The sequence below is a fragment of the Actinomadura terrae genome (assembly GCF_022751215.1).
In the GTDB taxonomy this organism is placed as follows: Bacteria; Actinomycetota; Actinomycetes; order Streptosporangiales; family Streptosporangiaceae; genus Spirillospora; species Spirillospora terrae.
Genome location: NZ_JAICDG010000001.1, coordinates 939,162 through 956,783 on the forward strand (window position 1 = coordinate 939,162; position 17,622 = coordinate 956,783).

15 protein-coding genes are annotated in these 17,622 nt (G+C 72.8%); 12 read left to right on the plus strand and 3 right to left on the minus strand.

The genetic code is table 11. From position 1 onward, the window contains the following. Positions 1-99: 99 nt before the first annotated feature. Positions 100-636, minus strand: a complete 537-nt coding sequence (locus tag K2F47_RS04115; protein ID WP_242901312.1) for a TetR/AcrR family transcriptional regulator — start codon at positions 634-636, stop codon at positions 100-102. Positions 637-720: 84 nt separating this feature from the next. Between K2F47_RS04115 and K2F47_RS04120 the strand changes: the two genes are divergently transcribed. Both K2F47_RS04120 and K2F47_RS04125 read left to right on the plus strand, forming a co-directional pair. Then, positions 721-1,896 carry a cysteine desulfurase family protein gene (locus tag K2F47_RS04120; RefSeq protein ID WP_242902559.1) on the plus strand — a complete coding sequence of 392 codons (1,176 nt, stop codon included), beginning with the start codon at positions 721-723 and terminating at the stop codon, positions 1,894-1,896. Between the two features lie 57 nt (positions 1,897-1,953). Further along, a complete protein-coding gene (locus K2F47_RS04125) occupies positions 1,954-2,793 on the plus strand; it encodes a DUF1206 domain-containing protein (protein ID WP_242901313.1) in 840 nt (279 codons plus the stop codon). Positions 2,794-2,800: 7 nt separating this feature from the next. On the opposite strand, the gene K2F47_RS41230 is transcribed toward K2F47_RS04125, so the two are convergent. Next, positions 2,801-3,877, minus strand: coding sequence for a DUF695 domain-containing protein (locus tag K2F47_RS41230; protein ID WP_242901314.1), 1,077 nt, complete (start codon positions 3,875-3,877; stop codon positions 2,801-2,803). 176 nt (positions 3,878-4,053) lie between these two features. Between K2F47_RS41230 and mnmA the strand changes: the two genes are divergently transcribed. From mnmA to gatB, 10 genes are all read left to right on the plus strand, one after another. Continuing rightward, a complete protein-coding gene (mnmA, locus tag K2F47_RS04135) occupies positions 4,054-5,175 on the plus strand; it encodes a tRNA 2-thiouridine(34) synthase MnmA (protein ID WP_242901315.1) in 1,122 nt (373 codons plus the stop codon). 22 nt (positions 5,176-5,197) lie between these two features. After that, on the plus strand, positions 5,198-6,208 hold the full coding sequence (locus tag K2F47_RS04140) for a methionine synthase (protein WP_242901316.1): 1,011 nt from the start codon (positions 5,198-5,200) through the stop codon (positions 6,206-6,208). Between the two features lie 50 nt (positions 6,209-6,258). Continuing rightward, positions 6,259-8,427, plus strand: coding sequence for an NAD-dependent DNA ligase LigA (gene ligA, locus K2F47_RS04145; protein ID WP_242901317.1), 2,169 nt, complete (start codon positions 6,259-6,261; stop codon positions 8,425-8,427). A gap of 252 nt (positions 8,428-8,679) precedes the next feature. After that, positions 8,680-10,797, plus strand: coding sequence for a putative bifunctional diguanylate cyclase/phosphodiesterase (locus K2F47_RS04150; RefSeq protein ID WP_242901318.1), 2,118 nt, complete (start codon positions 8,680-8,682; stop codon positions 10,795-10,797). A 45-nt stretch (positions 10,798-10,842) separates the two neighbouring features. Further along, positions 10,843-11,187: a hypothetical protein gene (locus K2F47_RS04155; RefSeq protein WP_242901319.1), complete on the plus strand. Its 345-nt coding sequence runs from the start codon at positions 10,843-10,845 to the stop codon at positions 11,185-11,187. A gap of 82 nt (positions 11,188-11,269) precedes the next feature. Next, positions 11,270-11,569, plus strand: coding sequence for an Asp-tRNA(Asn)/Glu-tRNA(Gln) amidotransferase subunit GatC (gene gatC / locus K2F47_RS04160; RefSeq protein ID WP_242885080.1), 300 nt, complete (start codon positions 11,270-11,272; stop codon positions 11,567-11,569). A gap of 2 nt (positions 11,570-11,571) precedes the next feature. Continuing rightward, entirely contained in the window at positions 11,572-13,056 is a 1,485-nt protein-coding gene (gene gatA / locus K2F47_RS04165) for an Asp-tRNA(Asn)/Glu-tRNA(Gln) amidotransferase subunit GatA (RefSeq protein WP_242901320.1), read from the plus strand. 24 nt (positions 13,057-13,080) lie between these two features. Further along, the gene (locus tag K2F47_RS41235; protein WP_242901321.1) at positions 13,081-14,247 is read left to right on the plus strand and encodes an AAA family ATPase; all 1,167 of its coding nucleotides are present in this window, start codon (positions 13,081-13,083) and stop codon (positions 14,245-14,247) included. Continuing rightward, positions 14,244-14,846: a DUF4276 family protein gene (locus tag K2F47_RS04175; protein ID WP_242901322.1), complete on the plus strand. Its 603-nt coding sequence runs from the start codon at positions 14,244-14,246 to the stop codon at positions 14,844-14,846. Before K2F47_RS41235 ends, K2F47_RS04175 begins: the two co-directional genes overlap by 4 nt. A gap of 14 nt (positions 14,847-14,860) precedes the next feature. Next, entirely contained in the window at positions 14,861-16,345 is a 1,485-nt protein-coding gene (gatB, locus tag K2F47_RS04180; protein ID WP_242902560.1) for an Asp-tRNA(Asn)/Glu-tRNA(Gln) amidotransferase subunit GatB, read from the plus strand. 25 nt (positions 16,346-16,370) lie between these two features. Here gatB and K2F47_RS04185 read toward each other — a convergent pair whose 3' ends face one another. Next, the gene (locus tag K2F47_RS04185; RefSeq protein ID WP_242901323.1) at positions 16,371-17,456 is read right to left on the minus strand and encodes a PQQ-dependent sugar dehydrogenase; all 1,086 of its coding nucleotides are present in this window, start codon (positions 17,454-17,456) and stop codon (positions 16,371-16,373) included. Positions 17,457-17,622: the final 166 nt, after the last annotated feature.

Here is a 17,622-nt window from a genome sequence, read left to right on the forward strand (position 1 = left end):
CCGGGGGCCCCTGGGGGGATCGAGACGTCGTGATGGGGTCCACGGGGCGACCGTGGAGCGCTCCAAACCAGGAGGGCCCGGACGGTGCGGAAGGTCGCGTCAGACGCGGGCCGGTGCCGGCTCCAGCAGGGCCAGCAGGCGGGCCCTCAGCTCGGCGAGCTGGGCCTCGTCGTAGAGGTCGGGGGCGTGGCTCACCACTTCCCACAGCCCCTCGACCGCCAGCCGGACGACCTGCGCGGCGCACGGGTCGGGGTCCTCGCCGGGGTCGCGGCCGTGCCAGCGGCGCATGGCCTCGTTCATCGGCTCGGCCTGCCCGGGATCGGCGGCGGCGGCGCTGATCGCCGACCATCGCCGGTGGGTGCGCGCCTCGCCGGTGAGGATCTCGAACGTGGCCTCGACGTAGGCGCGGGTGTAGGAGCCGGGGGAGCCGTCGTCGTAGGACGCGATGAGCGCGTCGAACTCCTCGATGGTCCGCGCGACCATCGCCGCGACGAGCGCGTCCTTGGTGGCGAAGTGGTAGAGCAGCCCGCCCTTGCTGACGCCGGCGCGGTCGGCGACCGCGGCGAGCGTCAACGCCTGCGAACCGTGCTCGAAGAGCACGGTTTCGGCGGCGTCGAGCAGAGCTTCCCTCGTCATGGCGCCCTACTGTACCGGCTGGACGGTACAGCTGTCGAGCCGCGGCTGGACCGGGCCCCGCGCGCGGCTACTGTTGGGGTCGTGGTGACCTACCTCGACCATGCGGCGACGACCCCGATGCTGCCGGAGGCCATCGAGGCGATGACGGCGGAACTGCGCGCGCTCGGCAACCCGTCCTCGCTGCACGCGGCGGGCCGCCGGGCCCGCCGGGTGGTGGAGGAGTCCCGCGAGATCATCGCCGAGGCGTTCGGCGCGCGCCCGAGCGAGGTCGTGTTCACCTCGGGCGGCACCGAGGCCGACAACCTCGCCGTGAAGGGCGTGTTCTGGGCCCGCCGCGACGCCGACCCGGCCCGCACCCGCGTGCTGGTCGGGGCCGTCGAGCACCACGCCGTGCTGGACGCGGCGCGCTGGCTCGCCGACCACGAGGGCGCCGAGGTCGAGTGGATCCCGGTGGACGGGCTCGGGCGCGTCCGCCCCGAGGCGCTGCGCGAGGCCCTCGGCACCGGCGCGGACGTGGCGCTCGCCACGGTCATGTGGGCGAACAACGAGGTCGGCACCGTCCAGCCGGTGGCCGAGCTGGCGGCGCTCGCGCGCGAGCACGGCGTGCCGTTCCACACCGACGCCGTCCAGGCGGCGGGGGCGCTGCCGGTCGGGTTCGCGGCGAGCGGCGTCCAATCGCTCGCGCTCACCGGCCACAAGATCGGCGGCCCGATCGGGGTCGGCGCGCTGCTGCTGGCCAAGCCGCGCGAGCCGCTGTACCTCGACCCGGTGCCGCTGCTGCACGGCGGCGGGCAGGAGCGCGACGTCCGGTCCGGGACGCTCGACGCCCCGGCCATCGCCGGGTTCGCCGCCGCCGTCCAGACCGCCGTCCGGCGCCGCGACGCCGAGGCCGCGCGGGTCGCCGAGCTGCGCGACCGGCTCGTCGAGGCCGTGCGCGCGGCCGTCCCCGACGCGATTCTGAACGGCGACCCGCGCGACCGCCTCCCCGGCAACGCCCACTTCTCCTTCCCCGGCTGTGAGGGCGACGCGCTGCTCATGCTCCTGGACGCGCAGGGCATCGCGTGCTCGACCGGGTCCGCGTGCTCGGCCGGGGTGTCGCAGCCCAGCCACGTCCTCATGGCGATGGACACCGGGGCGGAGCGCGCGCGGGGCTCGCTCCGCTTCACCCTCGGCCACACCTCCACCGAGGCGGACGTCAAGGCCCTCGCCGACGCCATCGGACCGGTCGTGGAGCGCGCCCGCCGGGCGGGCCTGACCTAACGCGTGGTTTTACCTTCCGGTGGGCGGGGACAGAGTCGCCGTCAAGGAGGGGCGGCGATGGGCGAGACAACAGTAGAACGTGTCGGACGGAAGGCCGCGGGCCATCCGGGGTTCCACTACATGACCCGGGGCGGGCTCGTCGCGCGCGGGCTCCTGTACCTGCTCATCGGCTGGCTGGCGCTCCAGGTCGCGTTCGGTGACGGCGGCGGCAAGGAGGCGGACCGCACGGGCGCGCTCCAGGCCGTCGCGGAGAAGCCGGGCGGGCCGGTCGTGCTGTGGCTGATGGCGGCCGGGTTCGTGGCGCTCACGCTCTGGCAGGGGGCCGAGGCGCTGTACGGGCGTCCCGTCCCGGACGGGGACAAGCCGAGGAAGCGGCTCGCCTCCGCCGCGCGCGGCGTCATCTACTTCGCCGGGTTCGTGGCGACGGTCGCGTTCCTGCTGGGGGGCGGGGGAGAGTCCAGCGACAAGCAGTCCAAGACGTACACCGCGCGGGTGATGGAGGAGCCGGGCGGCCGCTGGCTGATCCTGGCGATCGGCGCGGGCTTCGTGGTGTGGGGCGCGGTCGTCGTGGTGGGCGCCGTCCGCCGCTCGTTCCTGGACGAGCTGACCGGGATGGGCCCGGCGGCGCGGCGGATCGTCCAGCCGCTCGGCGTGGTCGGGAACCTGGCGCGCGGCCTGGTCGGCGGCGGCGTCGGGGTCTTCCTCGGCTACGCGGCGCTCAGCTTCGAGCCGGACAAGGCCCAGGGGCTGGACGGCACGCTCCGCGAGTTCGCCGACACCCCCGCCGGGGTCTGGGGACTGGTCGCCGTCGCCGCGGGCGTCCTCGTCTTCGGCCTCTACTGCTTCTGCGAGGCGCGCTGGCGCAAGGTGGAGGCCGTCCCCCGGCACCGCCGCTAGGACGCGATCAGGGCCGGTAGGGGGCGAACGCGCGCCAGCCGGGGTCGTTGGTCGAGGCCACCTTGGCCTTGCCCTCCGTCCAGGCGGCGGCGAGCTGGTCCAGCTCACCGATCACGCCGGAGTCGGGGTCGGCGTACAGGTGGAACACCCGCAGGCCGTCCCCGGTCTCCCGCACGGCCAGCACCGCCCGGTCGCCGAGCTTGGTCAGCTTCTTCTCGAACGCGCGCAGCGCGCCCGCCGACGGCTCCACCGGCAGCCGGTCGGGGTTGCTGTTGGCGTACGGGACGGTGATCGCCACGTGCAGGTCGCAGAGCGGGTAGTCCTGCCGGTGCAGCGGGAACCGGGCGCCGAGGCGCTTGGGGTGGCCGCGCGGCGTCCGGCCCTCGCCGGTCAGCCACGCGGGCTCGGCGAACGGCTCGGCCACCTGCTCGACGACGGCGGGCAGCATCGAGGGCGGCAGCGAGTCGATCGGGGTCTCGATCGCGATCGACACCTCGCCGATCCAGCGGGCGACGTCGTCCTCGCCGAGGGCCCAGTCCAGGACGTGCAGGGCCACCTGGAGCTGCTGCTCCTCCGACACGAACAGGAAGTCGGGGTGGTAGGCGCTGATGTGGACGCGGGCCCGGTCGGTGTCGGCGCGCATGCCGAGCCGCACGTACTCCAGGTCGAACTCGTGGTCGCCGAGGACGAGGTCCTGCGAGAGCATCTCGGGGTCGGCCTGCCGCGCGGGGTGGAACGTCCAGCCGCCGGCCGCCGCCCCGGACGGCGCGGCCCGGAACCAGCGCTCGGCCACGCCGCGCAGCTCCGGGTCGCCGCCACCGGTCACGGTCAGCGAGGGCGCGCGGTCGTCCGAGCCGCCGATCTCCCACTGGAGCTCGGGATGGACCTTGCGGACGCGGCGCGACAGCTCCTCGATCGTGTCGGCCGAGAGCCCCTCGCCGGGCACGCCGGGCTCGGGCTGCTCGGGCCCGGCCGCCAGCGACGCCTCGATCGTCGGACGCGCCTGGCCCCACCAGTCCCAGAACTCGGCGATCGCGGGCGGTACGGCGGCGGGCGTGTCGCGCGGACGGCGGAAGATTCCCACCTGTCGTCTCTTCCTTGTCGTGGCGGCTGCGGGCCCCCTCTCCGGAGCCCGCCCCGTCACCTTACGCGAGCCGCCGCACCCGCGCGCCTGTCGCCGGTCAGGCCGCCGATCTTCCGCCGGGCCGGGCGGGAACCGCGTCGCGGCGCCGGGTCGGCGGCGCGTAGGCTCGAAGGACTATGACTCTGCGCGTACTCGCCGCCATGTCGGGCGGCGTCGACTCCGCCGTGGCCGCCGCACGCGCCGCCGAGGCCGGGCACGACGTCACGGGCGTCCACATGGCGCTGTCCAGCAATCCGCAGTCCTACCGGACGGGCGCGCGCGGCTGCTGCACGCTGGAGGACTCCCGCGACGCGCGCCGCGCCGCCGACGTGATCGGCATCCCGTTCTACGTGTGGGACCTCGCCGAGCGCTTCCACCGGGACGTCGTCGAGGACTTCGTCAGCGAGTACGCGGCGGGCCGCACCCCGAACCCGTGCCTGCGCTGCAACGAGAAGATCAAGTTCGCGGCGCTGCTGGACCGCGCGCTCGCGCTCGGGTTCGACGCCGTCTGCACCGGCCACTACGCCCGGCTGGACGGCGGCGTCCTGCGGCGCGGTGTCGACCACGGCAAGGACCAGTCCTACGTGCTGGCCGTCTGCACGCCCGAGCAGCTCGCGCACGCGCTGTTCCCGCTCGGCGACACGACCAAGGCCGACATCCGCCGGGAGGCGGAGCGGCGCGGCCTCCAGGTGGCCGACAAGCCCGACAGCCACGACATCTGCTTCATCGCCGACGGCGACACCCGGGGCTTCCTCGCCGAGCGGCTCGGCACGTCCCCCGGGGCCGTCCTCGACACCGCGGGCAACCGGGTCGGCGAGCACGACGGCGCGTACGCGTACACGGTCGGGCAGCGCAAGGGCCTGCGGCTCGGCACCCCGGCGCCGGACGGGCGCCCCCGCTACGTCCTCGACATCTCCCCGGTGGACAACACCGTGACCGTCGGGCCGCGCGAGGCGCTCGACGTCCACGAGATCACCGGCGAGCGTCCGGTGTGGCTGAGCGAGGCGCCCGACGGCTCGGCCTCCTGTGGGGGGACGACCCCCCACACCCCCCGGAACGGCCCTTTCTCGTGCCACGTCCAGCTTCGCGCCCATGGCGAGGTGCACGCCTGCACGGCCGAGCTTGTCGGCGACGAGCTGCGGATCACCCTGGAGCGTCCCGCGCGCGGCGTGGCGAGCGGCCAGGCGGCCGTCCTGTACCAGGGCGACCGCGTTCTGGGCTCCGCGACGATCGCCGCGACCGTCGGCGCCGGCGTGTGATCGCGCCGATAGGGTTTGCCCCGTGACGGATTACCCCTGGCAGATCGGTTCGGCCACCGGAATCGGGTCCTACCCGGGCGAGGACCCCGCCGAGGCGTTGCGGGTCGTCCTCGGGGAGCTGCCCGAGCTGCCGCACCTGCCCGAGCTGCCCGCGCGCGGACCCGGCGCCGACATCACCGGACGGACGGCGGGGCTCCTGGTCGAGCTGCCCGTCCACCTGGAGCCGTCGGGCTGGCGGTTCTCCGACCGGCCGGGCCGCGACACGCTCCGCTCGCGCGACCACCTCGCCCGCGACCTGGACGTGCTGGAGGAGGTCGCGGCCGGGCACGACGGGCCGTTCAAGATCCAGGTGTGCGGGCCGTGGACGCTGGCCGCGACGATCGAGCTGCGGCACGGCGACCGCGCGCTCAAGGACCCGGGGGCCGTCCGCGACCTGACCGCGTCGCTGGCCGAGGGCGCCGCCGCGCACGTGGCCGACGTCCGGCGCCGGCTGCCGGACGCGCGGATCCTGCTCCAGATCGACGAGCCGGGTCTGCCCGCAGCGCTCGCCGGGACGGTCCCGACCGCCAGCGGCTTCTCGCGGCTGCGGGCGATCGAGGCGCCGGTCGCCGAGGACGCGCTGGGCACGGTGATCGAGACGGCGTGCGCGGACGACGCCGCGTACCCGGTCGTGCACTGCTGCGCGCGGAACGTCCCGTTCGGGCTGCTGCGCGGCGCGGGCGCCAAGGCGGTCGCGGTCGATCTCGCGCTCGTGCCCAAGCGGGACGACGACGCGGTCGGCGAGGCGATCGAGGCGGGGATCGGCCTGTTCCTCGGCGCGGTGCCCTCGACCGACGCCGCGCTGCCGCCGCTGAAGGCGACGGCGGAACCGGTGCGGGCGCTGTGGAACAGGCTCGGCTTCCCGCCCGCGCAGCTCGCCCGCCAGGTGGTGGTCACCCCGGCGTGCGGGATGGCGGGCGCGTCGCCGCGCCACGTCCGCGCGGCGCTGAAGCGGTGCCGCGAGGCGGCCCGGATGCTGCACGAGGCCGACTGAAGCGGGGCGCGGCGGGTCGCATTGTCGGTGGTGGCGGCCACAATAGGCGCATGACCACGAGCGATGGGGTGCCCGTCGAGGCACGGCAGCGTCATCTGGAGCTGAGCGAGAAGATCGACGAGGGCAACTACCGGTACTACGTCCTCGACCAGCCGACGCTCACCGACGCCGAGTACGACGCGATGATGCGCGAGCTGAAGGAGCTGGAGGAGCGGTACCCGGAGCTGGTCACCCCGGACTCGCCCACCCAGAAGGTCGGCGCCCCGATCGAGACCGACTTCGCCGAGGTCGCGCATCTGGAGCCGATGCAGAGCCTCGACAACGCGATGAACGCCGACGCGCTGCTGGCCTGGGACGAGCGGGTCGTCAAGGAGGTCGGCGAGGTCGCCGGCTATCTGTGCGAGCTGAAGATCGACGGGCTGGCGATCGCGGTGACCTACGAGCAGGGGCGGCTCGTGCGCGGGGTGACCCGCGGCGACGGGCGCCGCGGCGAGGACGTCACGCACAACATCCGCACGATCGCCGACATCCCGACGCGGCTGGAGGGCGAGGGCTGGCCGGACGTCCTGGAGGTGCGCGGCGAGGTCTTCCTGCCGGTCGAGGGATTCGAGCAGGTCAACGCCGCGCAGGTGGAGGCCGGGAAGGACCCGTTCGCCAACCCGCGCAACGCCGCGGCCGGGTCGCTGCGGCAGAAGGACCCGCGCGTCACCGCGCGCCGCCCGCTCGGGATGCTCGTGCACGGGTTCGGCGCCTGGCGGGGCGGGGAGCAGCCCGAGAGCCAGTCCGGCGCGTACGAGCTGATGCGCGGCTGGGGGCTGCCGGTCAGCGACCGGTACGAGGTCGTCGGCGGGCTCGACGCCGTCCGCGCCTACATCGAGCGGTACGGCGAGAACCGGCACGGCACGGCCTACGAGATCGACGGCGTGGTCGTGAAGGTCGACCAGTTCGCGCTCCAGCGGCGGCTCGGGTCGACCAGCCGCGCGCCGCGCTGGGCGATCGCGTGGAAGTACCCGCCGGAGGAGGTCAACACCAAGCTCCTCGACATCAAGGTCGGCGTCGGCCGGACGGGGCGCGTCACCCCCTACGGCGTGATGGAGCCGATCGTGGTCGCCCAGTCCAAGGTCGACCGGGCGACCCTGCACAACGCGAGCGAGGTCGCGCGCAAGGGCGTGCTGATCGGCGACACCGTCGTGCTGCGCAAGGCGGGCGACGTAATCCCGGAGATCGTCGCGCCGGTCGTCGCGCTGCGCGACGGCACCGAGCGCGCGTTCGAGATGCCGACGCACTGCCCGGAGTGCGGCACGGAGCTGGCGCACGAGAAGGAGGGCGACGTCGACATCCGGTGCCCGAACACGCGGTACTGCCCGGGCCAGCTGCGCGAGCGGCTGTTCTTCGTGGCGAGCCGCAACGCCCTCGACATCGAGGCGCTCGGGTACGTCGGGGCGGTCGCGCTCACGCAGCCGCTGGAGCCGAGCGACCCGCCGGTCAGGAACGAGGGCGACCTGTTCCATCTCAGCGTCGATCAGCTCCTGCCGATCCGGAGCCTCGTGATGGACCAGAAGACCGGCACGCCCAAGATCGACCCGAAGACCGGCGAGCCGAAGGTCGTGTCGTTCTTCGCCAACAAGGAGGGCGAGCCGAAGAAGACGGTCTCGATCCTGTTCGAGGAGCTGGAGAAGGCCAAGAAGCAGCCGCTGTGGCGGGTGCTGGTGGCGCTGTCGATCCGGCACGTGGGGCCCGCCGCGTCCCAGAACCTCGCCCGCGAGCTCGGGTCGATGGACGCGATCGCGAACGCGACCGAGGAGGAGCTGGCGGCCGTGGAGGACGTCGGCCCCACGATCGCGGCCTCGATCAGGGCGTGGTTCGAGGTCGACTGGCACCGCGAGATCGTCGAGAAGTGGCGGGCCGCCGGGGTCCGGATGGAGGACGAGGGCGCGGGCGGCCCGCGGCCGCTCAAGGACGTCACGGTCGTGATCACCGGTTCGCTGGAGGGGTACAGCCGCGACTCGGCGAAGGAGGCGGTGCAGCGGCTCGGCGGCAAGGTGACCGCGTCGGTGTCGAAGAAAACGGACTTCGTGGTCGCGGGCGAGAGCCCGGGGTCGAAGTTCGACAAAGCCGTCAAGCTGGGCGTGCCGATCCTGGGGGACGAAGGGTTCGCCGTCCTGCTGGCCGACGGGCCAGATGCGGCCAAAAACGCGGCTTTGCCTACCGAGGAGTGACGAGATGTGAGTAAGGGGCCTGCTACCAGCGTTGCGTCACTCAGCGGTACCGCACAGCTACGAGTCGGCCGGGAGGGAAGGGGCGCCGAGCATAACGGAACGTGCGCAACCGGTTTCGCGAAGTTGAGCAAAGGCCGTACTCTCCCTCTCATCACGACCCACCTGAATGTTCGGACGAATCGCCCGGGGGCGTCCCCGAGGTCCGGGGCGTCCGCTCCCGGGGGACGGCCCCCCGAACCCCCCGAGGATGTGATGAAGGACCCGAACAACACGCGGAACACGGCGCCACGCCGCGGCTCCCCGTTGTGGATCTACTTCGTCGTCGTCATCCTGCTCGGCGTCGCCGCCTGCGCCACGGCGTTCGCCGGGCTGACCGGCGCGGACCTGGACGCCCTCGCGCGCCAGCCCGTCTTCTGGATCCTCGGCTGCTTCATTGTGTTCGGGGAGCTGCGGCCGATCATCACGCCGGGGTCCACCGAGAACAACGGCGCCACCACCTCGACGACGTTCGCGTTCGCCGCGCTGCTGTACGCGGGGCTGCCGCTCGCCGCGACCCTCCAGGTCGTCGCCGTCGTCACCGCCGGGATCTTCCGCGGCCGCAGCCCGCACCGCATCGCCTTCAACGCCGCGCAGTACACGCTCAGCCTCGCCGCCGCCCAGCTCGTGCTGGCGCTGGCGGGCGACATGGCCACCCCGACGCGGCTGTGGGTGCCCGACGGCGGCGACCTGCCCCTGATCGCGCTGGCCGGCGCGGTCTACTTCGGCTGCAACGACACCCTCGTCGGCTCCGCGATCGCGCTGCACGAGCGGGTCCCGCTGCTCAAGGCGCTGCGCTGGGACCTCGGCTACCAGGTCCTCGTCCACCTGGCGCTGCTCGGGCTCGCCCCGCTGATGGTCGTCGCGATGGACAGGTCCGCGGTGTTCGTCCCGCTGATCGTCCTGCCGTTCATCGCCGTGTACCTGAACGCGTCGGTGTCGGTGCGCCGCGAGCACCAGGCGCTGCACGACGTCCTGACCGGGCTGCCCAACCGCAAGCTGCTGACCGTCCGCACCGAGGAGGCGCTCGCCGAGGCGAGCGGCGCCGACCAGAGCCCGCCCCGCTGGTTCGGCCGTGCAGGCGCCCGGGCCCGCCGGGACGCCGCCGCCGAGCCCGAGAACCGCCGCGCCGGGCTGTTCCTGCTCGACCTCGACCGGTTCAAGGAGGTCAACGACACCCTCGGGCACGCCACCGGCGACCGGCTGCTCCAGCTCGTCGCGCACCGGCTCACCCACAGCGTCCGGCCGGGCGACCTCGTGGCGCGGCTCGGCGGCGACGAGTTCGCGGTGCTGCTGCCCACCGTCCGGGACGAGGCCGCCGCCCGCGAGGTCGCCGCCCGGCTGCGCGCCGCGCTCGGCGAGCCCGTCCGGCTGGACGGCATGTCGTTCGACCTGGAGGGCAGCGTCGGCATCGCGCTCTTCCCCGACCACGCGCAGGACTTCGAGCTGCTCCTCCAGCGCGCCGACGTCGCGATGTACAACGCCAAGGAAGGCCGCACCGGCGTCGAGGTCTACTCGCCCGGCAAGGACCGCAACTCCCCGGACCGGCTCAGCATTCTCGGCGACCTGCGCCGCGCCATCGACCGCTCCGAGCTGGAGCTGTTCTACCAGCCCAAGATCGCTCTGCGGGACAAGCAGCTCGTCGGCATGGAGGCGCTGCTGCGCTGGCGCCACCCCGACAAGGGCCTGCTGGAGCCCGAGGCGTTCCTGTCGATCGCCGAGCAGACCTACCTGATGCGCTCGATCACCCACTACGTCGTGGAGGCGGCGCTCGCGCAGACCGCCGCGTGGTGGCGCGAGGACCTCGCCGTCCAGGTCGCGGTGAACGCCTCCGGACGCGACCTGCTCGACACCGGCCTCACCGAGACGATCGAGGAGGGCCTGCTCTCGCACGGCCTGCCCGCCGCCGCGCTCCAACTGGAGATCACCGAGCGGATCCTGATGAACGAGCAGGCGTACGCGTCCGAGACCGTCCGCGCCCTCGCGGAGCTGGGCATCCCGCTCAGCCTGGACGACTTCGGCACCGGCTACTCCTCGCTCGTGCGGCTCAAGCGGCTCCCGGTCGAGGAGATCAAGATCGACGCCTCGTTCGTGCGGCGGCTCACCGGCTCCTCCGACGACGCGGTGATCGTCCGCTCCATCGTCGACCTCGTCCGCACGCTCGGGCTGCGCTCGGTCGCCGAGGGCGTGGAGGACCCGCAGACCGCCCGGACGCTCCGCGAGATGGGCTGCGACGCGGCGCAGGGCTGGCACTTCGGCCGCCCCATGGACGCCGCCACCGCCACCGACTGGCTCCGGCGCCGGATGGAACGCGCGCCCGAACCAGCGGCCTGACAAATCCCCTTACGACGGGCAAGCCACCCGCTAAGATCACTGTCCATGAACAATGCCGCGCGCGGGGTAATCTTCGCCCTTTCCCTGATGGGAATAGCGCTCAGTTTCTTCATCACCGTGGACGCGCTGTCGGAAGAGGAGCAGTTCAGCGTCTACGACCTCGCCGGAGTGATCTTCGGGGGATTCGTCATCCTGGCGTGCGCGGTGTTCGGCGCGGCGGCCATGGCGAGCATGAAGCCCCCGGAGCCGAAGTCGGTGACGCTCCCGTACCAGCAGGGCGCCGTCCCGCCGCAGGGCCTTCCCTATCCGCAGCAGCACGCCCAGCAGCAGGCCCCGCAGCAGTACGCGCCGCCTCCACAGCAGTACGGGCAGCACCCGCGCCCGGAGTGACGCGCCGCGATGCGGGCGGCGGCGGGCACGCGGCCCATAGGATGGCCGTGAACCCACTTCATCGCAGGAACGGTTTCCCATCATGTCCGCCATCACCCGTGACGAGGTGTCGCATCTCGCCCGGCTCTCCCGGCTGGCGCTCGGCGACGACGAGCTCGACCACCTCGCCGCCCAGCTCGACCAGATCATCTCCGCGGTCGCGCGCGTGCAGGAGGTCGCCGCGGAGGACATCCCGCCCTCCTCGCACGCGCTCCCGCTGACCAACGTGTACCGCGCCGACGAGATCCGCCCGTCGCTCGCCCCCGAGCAGGCCCTCGCCGCCGCGCCCGCCGCCGAGGAGCAGCGCTTCCGCGTCCCGCGGATCCTGGACGAGGAGGCCTGAGCATGGACCTGGTCACCAAGAGCGCGGCGGAGCTCGGCGAGCTGATCGCCTCGGGCGAGACGTCGGCCGTCGAGGTCGCCGAGGCGCACCTGGACCGCATCGCGGCCGTGGACGGCAAGGTGCGCGCGTTCCTGCACGTCGACCGCGACACCACGCTCGCCCAGGCCCGCGAGGTCGACGAGCGCCGCGCCGCCGGGGAGGATCTTGGCCCGCTGGCGGGAGTGCCGATCGCGCACAAGGACGTGTTCACCACCCGCGACATGCCCACCACCGCCGGGTCGAAGATCCTGGATGGCTGGCGCCCGCCCTACGACGCGACCATCACGGCCCGGCTGCGCGCCAAGGGCCTGGTGATCCTCGGCAAGACGAACATGGACGAGTTCGCCATGGGCTCCTCCACCGAGAACAGCGCCTTCGGCCCCTCGCACAACCCGTGGGACCTGGCCCGCGTCCCGGGCGGCTCGTCCGGCGGCAGCTCGGCCGCGGTCGCCGCCTACCAGGCGCCGCTGTCCACCGGCACCGACACCGGCGGCTCGATCCGCCAGCCCGCCGCCGTCACCGGCATCGTCGGCATGAAGCCCACCTACGGCGGCTCGTCCCGCTACGGCGTGATCGCGTTCGCGTCCTCGCTGGACACCCCGGGCCCGTTCGCCCGCACCGTCCTGGACGCGGCGCTGCTGCACGAGGTGTTCAGCGGCCACGACGCGATGGACTCCACGTCCGTGGACGCGCCGGTCCCGCCGGTCGTCGAGGCCGCCCGCCGCGCCGACGTCAACGGCCTGCGCGTCGGCGTCGTCAAGCAGTTCGCGGGCGAGGGCGCCGAGCCCGGCGTCGCGGCCCGCTTCGAGGAGGCCGTGGAGCTGCTGGAGTCGCTCGGCGCGAAGATCGTCGAGGTCTCCTGCCCGCACTTCACCTACGCGCTGTCGGCGTACTACCTGATCGCGCCGTCGGAGGCCTCGTCCAACCTGGCCCGCTTCGACGCCATGCGCTACGGCCTGCGCGTCGGCGACGACGGCACCCGCAGCGCCGAGGAGGTCATGGCGCTGACCCGCGCCCAGGGCTTCGGCCCCGAGGTCAAGCGGCGCATCATGCTCGGCACCTACGCGCTGTCCTCGGGCTACTACGACGCCTACTACGGCAAGGCGCAGCAGGTCCGCACGCTGGTCAAGCGCGACTTCGACACGGCCTTCGAGCAGGTGGACGTGCTGGTCTCGCCGACCACCCCGACCACCGCGTTCCCGATCGGCGAGCGCGTCGACGACCCGATGGCGATGTACCTCGCCGACCTGTACACGATCCCGGCGAACCTGACCGGCAACGCCGCGATCTCGGTGCCCTGCGGCCTCGCCGACGGCCTGCCGGTCGGCCTCCAGGTCATGGCCCCGGTCCTCGGCGACGACCGCTCCTACCGCGTCGCCGCCGCCGTCGAGCGTGCCCTTGAGGACCGCTGGTCGGGCCCGCTGCTGGCCAAGGCCCCGGAACTGTAGGCGGCGGGGGAACGGCGGCACGCGGTGATCACCCGGATCGAGATCGACGGCTTCAAGTCCTTCCTGGACTTCAAGCTGGACGTGCCGCCGTTCCTCGCCCTCATCGGCCCCAACTCCAGCGGCAAGTCCAACCTCCTCGACGCGATCGAATACCAGGAGGAGCTCTTCCACGGCGAGGGCCTGCTCCAGGGCAGGAGGGGAAGGCCGCACGAGCAGTTCCACATGGTGAGCGAAGGCGACCCCGTGGACAGGCTTACCGTGGTCGTCCACTGGCTCGTCCGAACGCCCGACGGGTTCGTCGCCCTAGCGGCGGAGAAGGCTGTCGAGCTCGACGAGGGCACTCCCAGATTCGCCACGAACGACCGGCACTACGGCTTCCTCGGTGAGGAGAGCCCCCTCCCGCCCGAGGTGAGGGAGCGCCGCTGGAAGGAGTTGTCGACGCTGTTGTCGGACGACTCGCCCGCGGAGGCCTGGGTCCCGGCCGTGGACGCGATCGCCGGCGCGTTCCCGCCCGTGCGGGAGTACGTCCCCTACCCGCAGGCGATGCGCGGGATCGCCAGCCGGGCCGACCAGCGTCCGCTGCTGCGCCACGGCGGCAACCTCGCCGCCGTGCTCGGGCGGATCAGCGGGACCGAGGCGTTCGCCGACCTCATGGTCGATGTCGTCGCGCTGCTCCCGGACGTGACGGGCCTCAAGACCGAACTGGACGAGAAGCGTCAGGAATGGTCGTTCGACCTGGTCATCGAAGGGCAGGGGAGCGTTCCCAGTAGCCTGCTCTCGGACGGGACGCTGCGTATTCTCGGCCTCCTCGCCGCCCTGCACGACCCCGACCACGCGGGCGTCCTGATGATCGAGGAGATCGAGAACGGGCTGCACCCCGGGCTGCTCGCCGAGCTGCTGCGGCGCATTCAGACGCGGGTGACCGATCTGCACGACCCCGACTCGCTCGACCGGCCGCTTCGGCAGGTCATCGTCACCAGCCATTCGCCGGTGGTCGTGTCCGAGCTGTACCGGACGCGGCCGGGGGCGCTGGTGTTCATGGACTCGGCGGTGCGCGTGGACCCCGACAACGGACGGGTGTCCCGCGTGAGCGTGGCCAAGCCGGTCCGGGACGAGGGGGAGCCGGGCACGTACGTGTCGCCCAGGCAGGTGCGCAAGTACCTGGGCACCGTGCGGCAGGACGACCCGTGAGCCGTCCGCTGGTGCCGGGGCTCCTCGCCGAGAACACCGCCGACGAGCGCTTCCTCGGCGCCGTGGTGTTCCGCCAGCTCAGGGCCCTCACCGAGAAGGGCGCCCGGCACGTCGTGGACGTCGCCCGCACCGAGGTCGGCGAATGCTGGACGATCAAGGACGCCGACCGGGTCGGCGAGGCGGTGCTCGCCCTGGCCGAGGACTGCCACCTGATCTGCGTCCACAACGATCACAACGAACGCGCCAAGATCAAAACCGTTCAGGCGCTACTGGAGAGCCGGGGTCTCGCGACCCCTGTGATCCCGCTGGTGCCCAGGCGGGAGACCGAGGCGTGGCTGCTGGCCGACCCTGCGGCCTGGGCCGGGCTGAGCGGGAGCGACCCCTCCCACCTCCCGAAACATCCACGGGACGTGGAGAAACTGCGGGACCCGAAGCCCGTGCTGGACGCGGTGCGGCCGCGCGGCGGCCGCCGGTCCTCCGCCGACTACTTCGATTACATAGGACAGAACGTCAGCCTCGACGCGCTGGCCCAGATTCCGGCGTACGCCGCCTGGGTGGCCGAGACCGAAGAGGCGTTGAAGGGACTGGGATACCTGTGAGTGTGAACACGCTGATGGACTTCGACGAGGCGCTCGGGAAGTACGAGCCTGTCCTCGGCATCGAGACGCACATCGAGTTGGGCACCGCGTCCAAGATGTTCTGCGGGTGCCGGACGGAGTTCGGCGCCGAGCCGAACACGCAGGTGTGCCCGGTCTGCCTCGGGCTGCCGGGCGCGCTGCCGGTGACCAACCACGCCGCGATCGAGGGCATCATCAAGATCGGTCTGGCGCTGAACTGCGACATCGTCGAGTGGTGCAGGTTCGCCCGGAAGAACTACTTCTATCCGGACATGCCGAAGAACTTCCAGATCTCCCAGTACGACGAGCCCCTCTGCGTGGACGGGCACCTGGACGTCGAGGTCGAGGGCGAGACGTACCGGATCGAGATCGAGCGCGTCCACATGGAGGAGGACACCGGCAAGTCGCTGCACGTGGGCGGGGCGACCGGGCGCATCCACGGCGCGGAGTTCTCGCTGGTCGACTACAACCGCGCCGGAATCCCGCTGGTGGAGATCGTCACGAAGCCGATCCCCGCGACCGGCGACAAGGCGCCGCTGGTGGCCCGCGCGTACGCGACCGAGCTGCGCGAGCTGGTGCGGTCGCTCGGCGTCTCGGACGTGCGCATGGAGGAGGGCTCCATGCGCTGCGACGTGAACGTCTCGCTGATGCCGCGCGGCGCGTCGGAGTGGGGCACGCGCACCGAGACCAAGAACGTCAACTCGCTGCGCTCGGTCGAGCGGTCCGTCCGGTCGGAGATCGAGCGGCAGGCGGGCGTGCTGTCCGGGGGCGGCCGGGTCGTGCAGGAGACCCGCCACTTCCACGAGGACACCGGTCGCACCACGTCCGGGCGCAGCAAGGAGGAGGCGCAGGACTACCGCTACTTCCCCGAGCCCGACCTGGTGCCGATGGCACCGTCGCGCGAGTGGGTGGAGGAGCTGCGGGCGTCGCTGCCCGAGCTCCCCGCCGCGCGCCGCCGCCGCATCCAGGGCGAGTGGGGCCTGTCGGACCTGGAGCTGCGGGACGTCGTCAACGCGGGCGCCGTCGACCTCATCGAGGCGACGATCGCCGCGGGCGCCGACGCGGGCGCGGCCCGCAAGTGGTGGATGAACGAGCTGTCGCGCCGCGCGACCGAGCAGGGCGCCGAGCTGGCCGACCTGCCGATCACCCCCGAGCAGGTCGCCCGCGTCCAGGCGATAATCACGGCGGGGGAGCTGAACGACAAGCTGGCCCGCCAGGTCTTCGAGGGCGTCCTTGCCGGTGAGGGCACCCCCGACGAGGTCGTCGCCGCGCGCGGGCTGAAGGTCGTCAGCGACGAGGGCGAGCTGGCCTCGATCGTGGACGAGGTGATCGCGGGCAACGCCGCCGTCGCCGACAAGGTCCGCGCGGGCAAGGTCGCCGCCGCGGGCGCCCTGGTCGGCGCCGTCATGAAGGCCACCCGGGGCCAGGCCGACGCGGGCCGCGCCCGCGAACTGATCCTGGAGAAGCTCGGCGCGTCCTGACCGTCTCCTCCCCGCCCGCTACCGATCAGCGGGCGGGGAGGACGAGGATGCGGTCGTCGTTCGACTTCGGGTTGCCCCGGCCGTCCTTGTTGCTGGTGGTGACCCAGAGGGTGCCGTCGGGGGCGCGGACGACGGCGCGGAGGCGGCCGTAGGCGTCCTGGTAGCGGGGGACGGGCCGGCCGGGCACGCCGTCGCGGAGGGGGATCTGCCACAGTCGGGTGCCCTGGAGCGCGGCGGCCCACAGGGAGCCGTTCGCGTAGGCGAGGCCGGACGGGGACGCCTGGTGCGTCGGCCAGGTGACCAGCGGATCGGTGAATCCCCTGCGGTGTCCGATTCCTTCCACCGTGGGCCACCCGTAATTGTCACCTTTCACAATGCGGTTGATTTCGTCGAAACGGATCTGACCGAATTCGGTGGCGTAGAGTCGCTGCCTCTCGTCCCAGGCGAGGCCCTGGACATTGCGGTGGCCCCACGTCCATACCGGGGTGCCGAAGGGATTGCCGGGGGCGGGGCGGCCGTCGGGGGTGACGCGGAGGATCTTGCCGCCGAGGGAATTGCGCTCCTGGGACTTCTCGGGCGCGCCGCTCTCGCCTGTGGTGACGTAGAGCATGCCGTCCGGGCCGAAGGCGAGGCGGCCGCCGTTGTGGTTGTCGCCCTTGGGGATGCCGGTGACGATGGGGCGCGGGGTGTCGAGGCGGCTGTCGTAGGTGGCCCGCACCACGCGGTTGTCGTCGGCGGCGGTGTAGTACAGGAAGATCTGGTGGTCGCGGGCGTAGCCGGGGGAGACCGCGACGCCGAGCAGGCCGCCCTCGCCGGACGGCCGGACGCCCGGCACCTTGCCCACCGCCGTCGTCTTCCCCGCCGGGGTGACGCGCAGCAGGCGGGCGGAGTCACGCTCGGTCACGAGCGCGTCGCCGCCGGGCAGGAACGCGATGGCCCACGGCACCGAGAGGCCCGTGACGAGTTCGCGTGCCGCGCCGGTGGAGGCCGCCGGTGGGCGGCGTGTGGAGGGTTTGCTCTCCGGTTCGTCGTCGTCGGACGAGGAGCAGCCCGCGAGCAGGGCGCAGGCCGCGGCCAGCGCGGACGTGAGGGTGATCGCGTGCCGTCGCATGAGAACGCCTCCCGGTGGTGTCGCCCCCCCGTTTCTACTACGACCGTCGTGGAGGCGGCGCGGTTCGCGGGCCCGGCGCGCCGTTCCGGGGGAGGCCGACATCACACGCTTTTCCGGAGTGAAAATGGTCACTCAACGTGATGTGGACGAACGTGATGATCGCGTT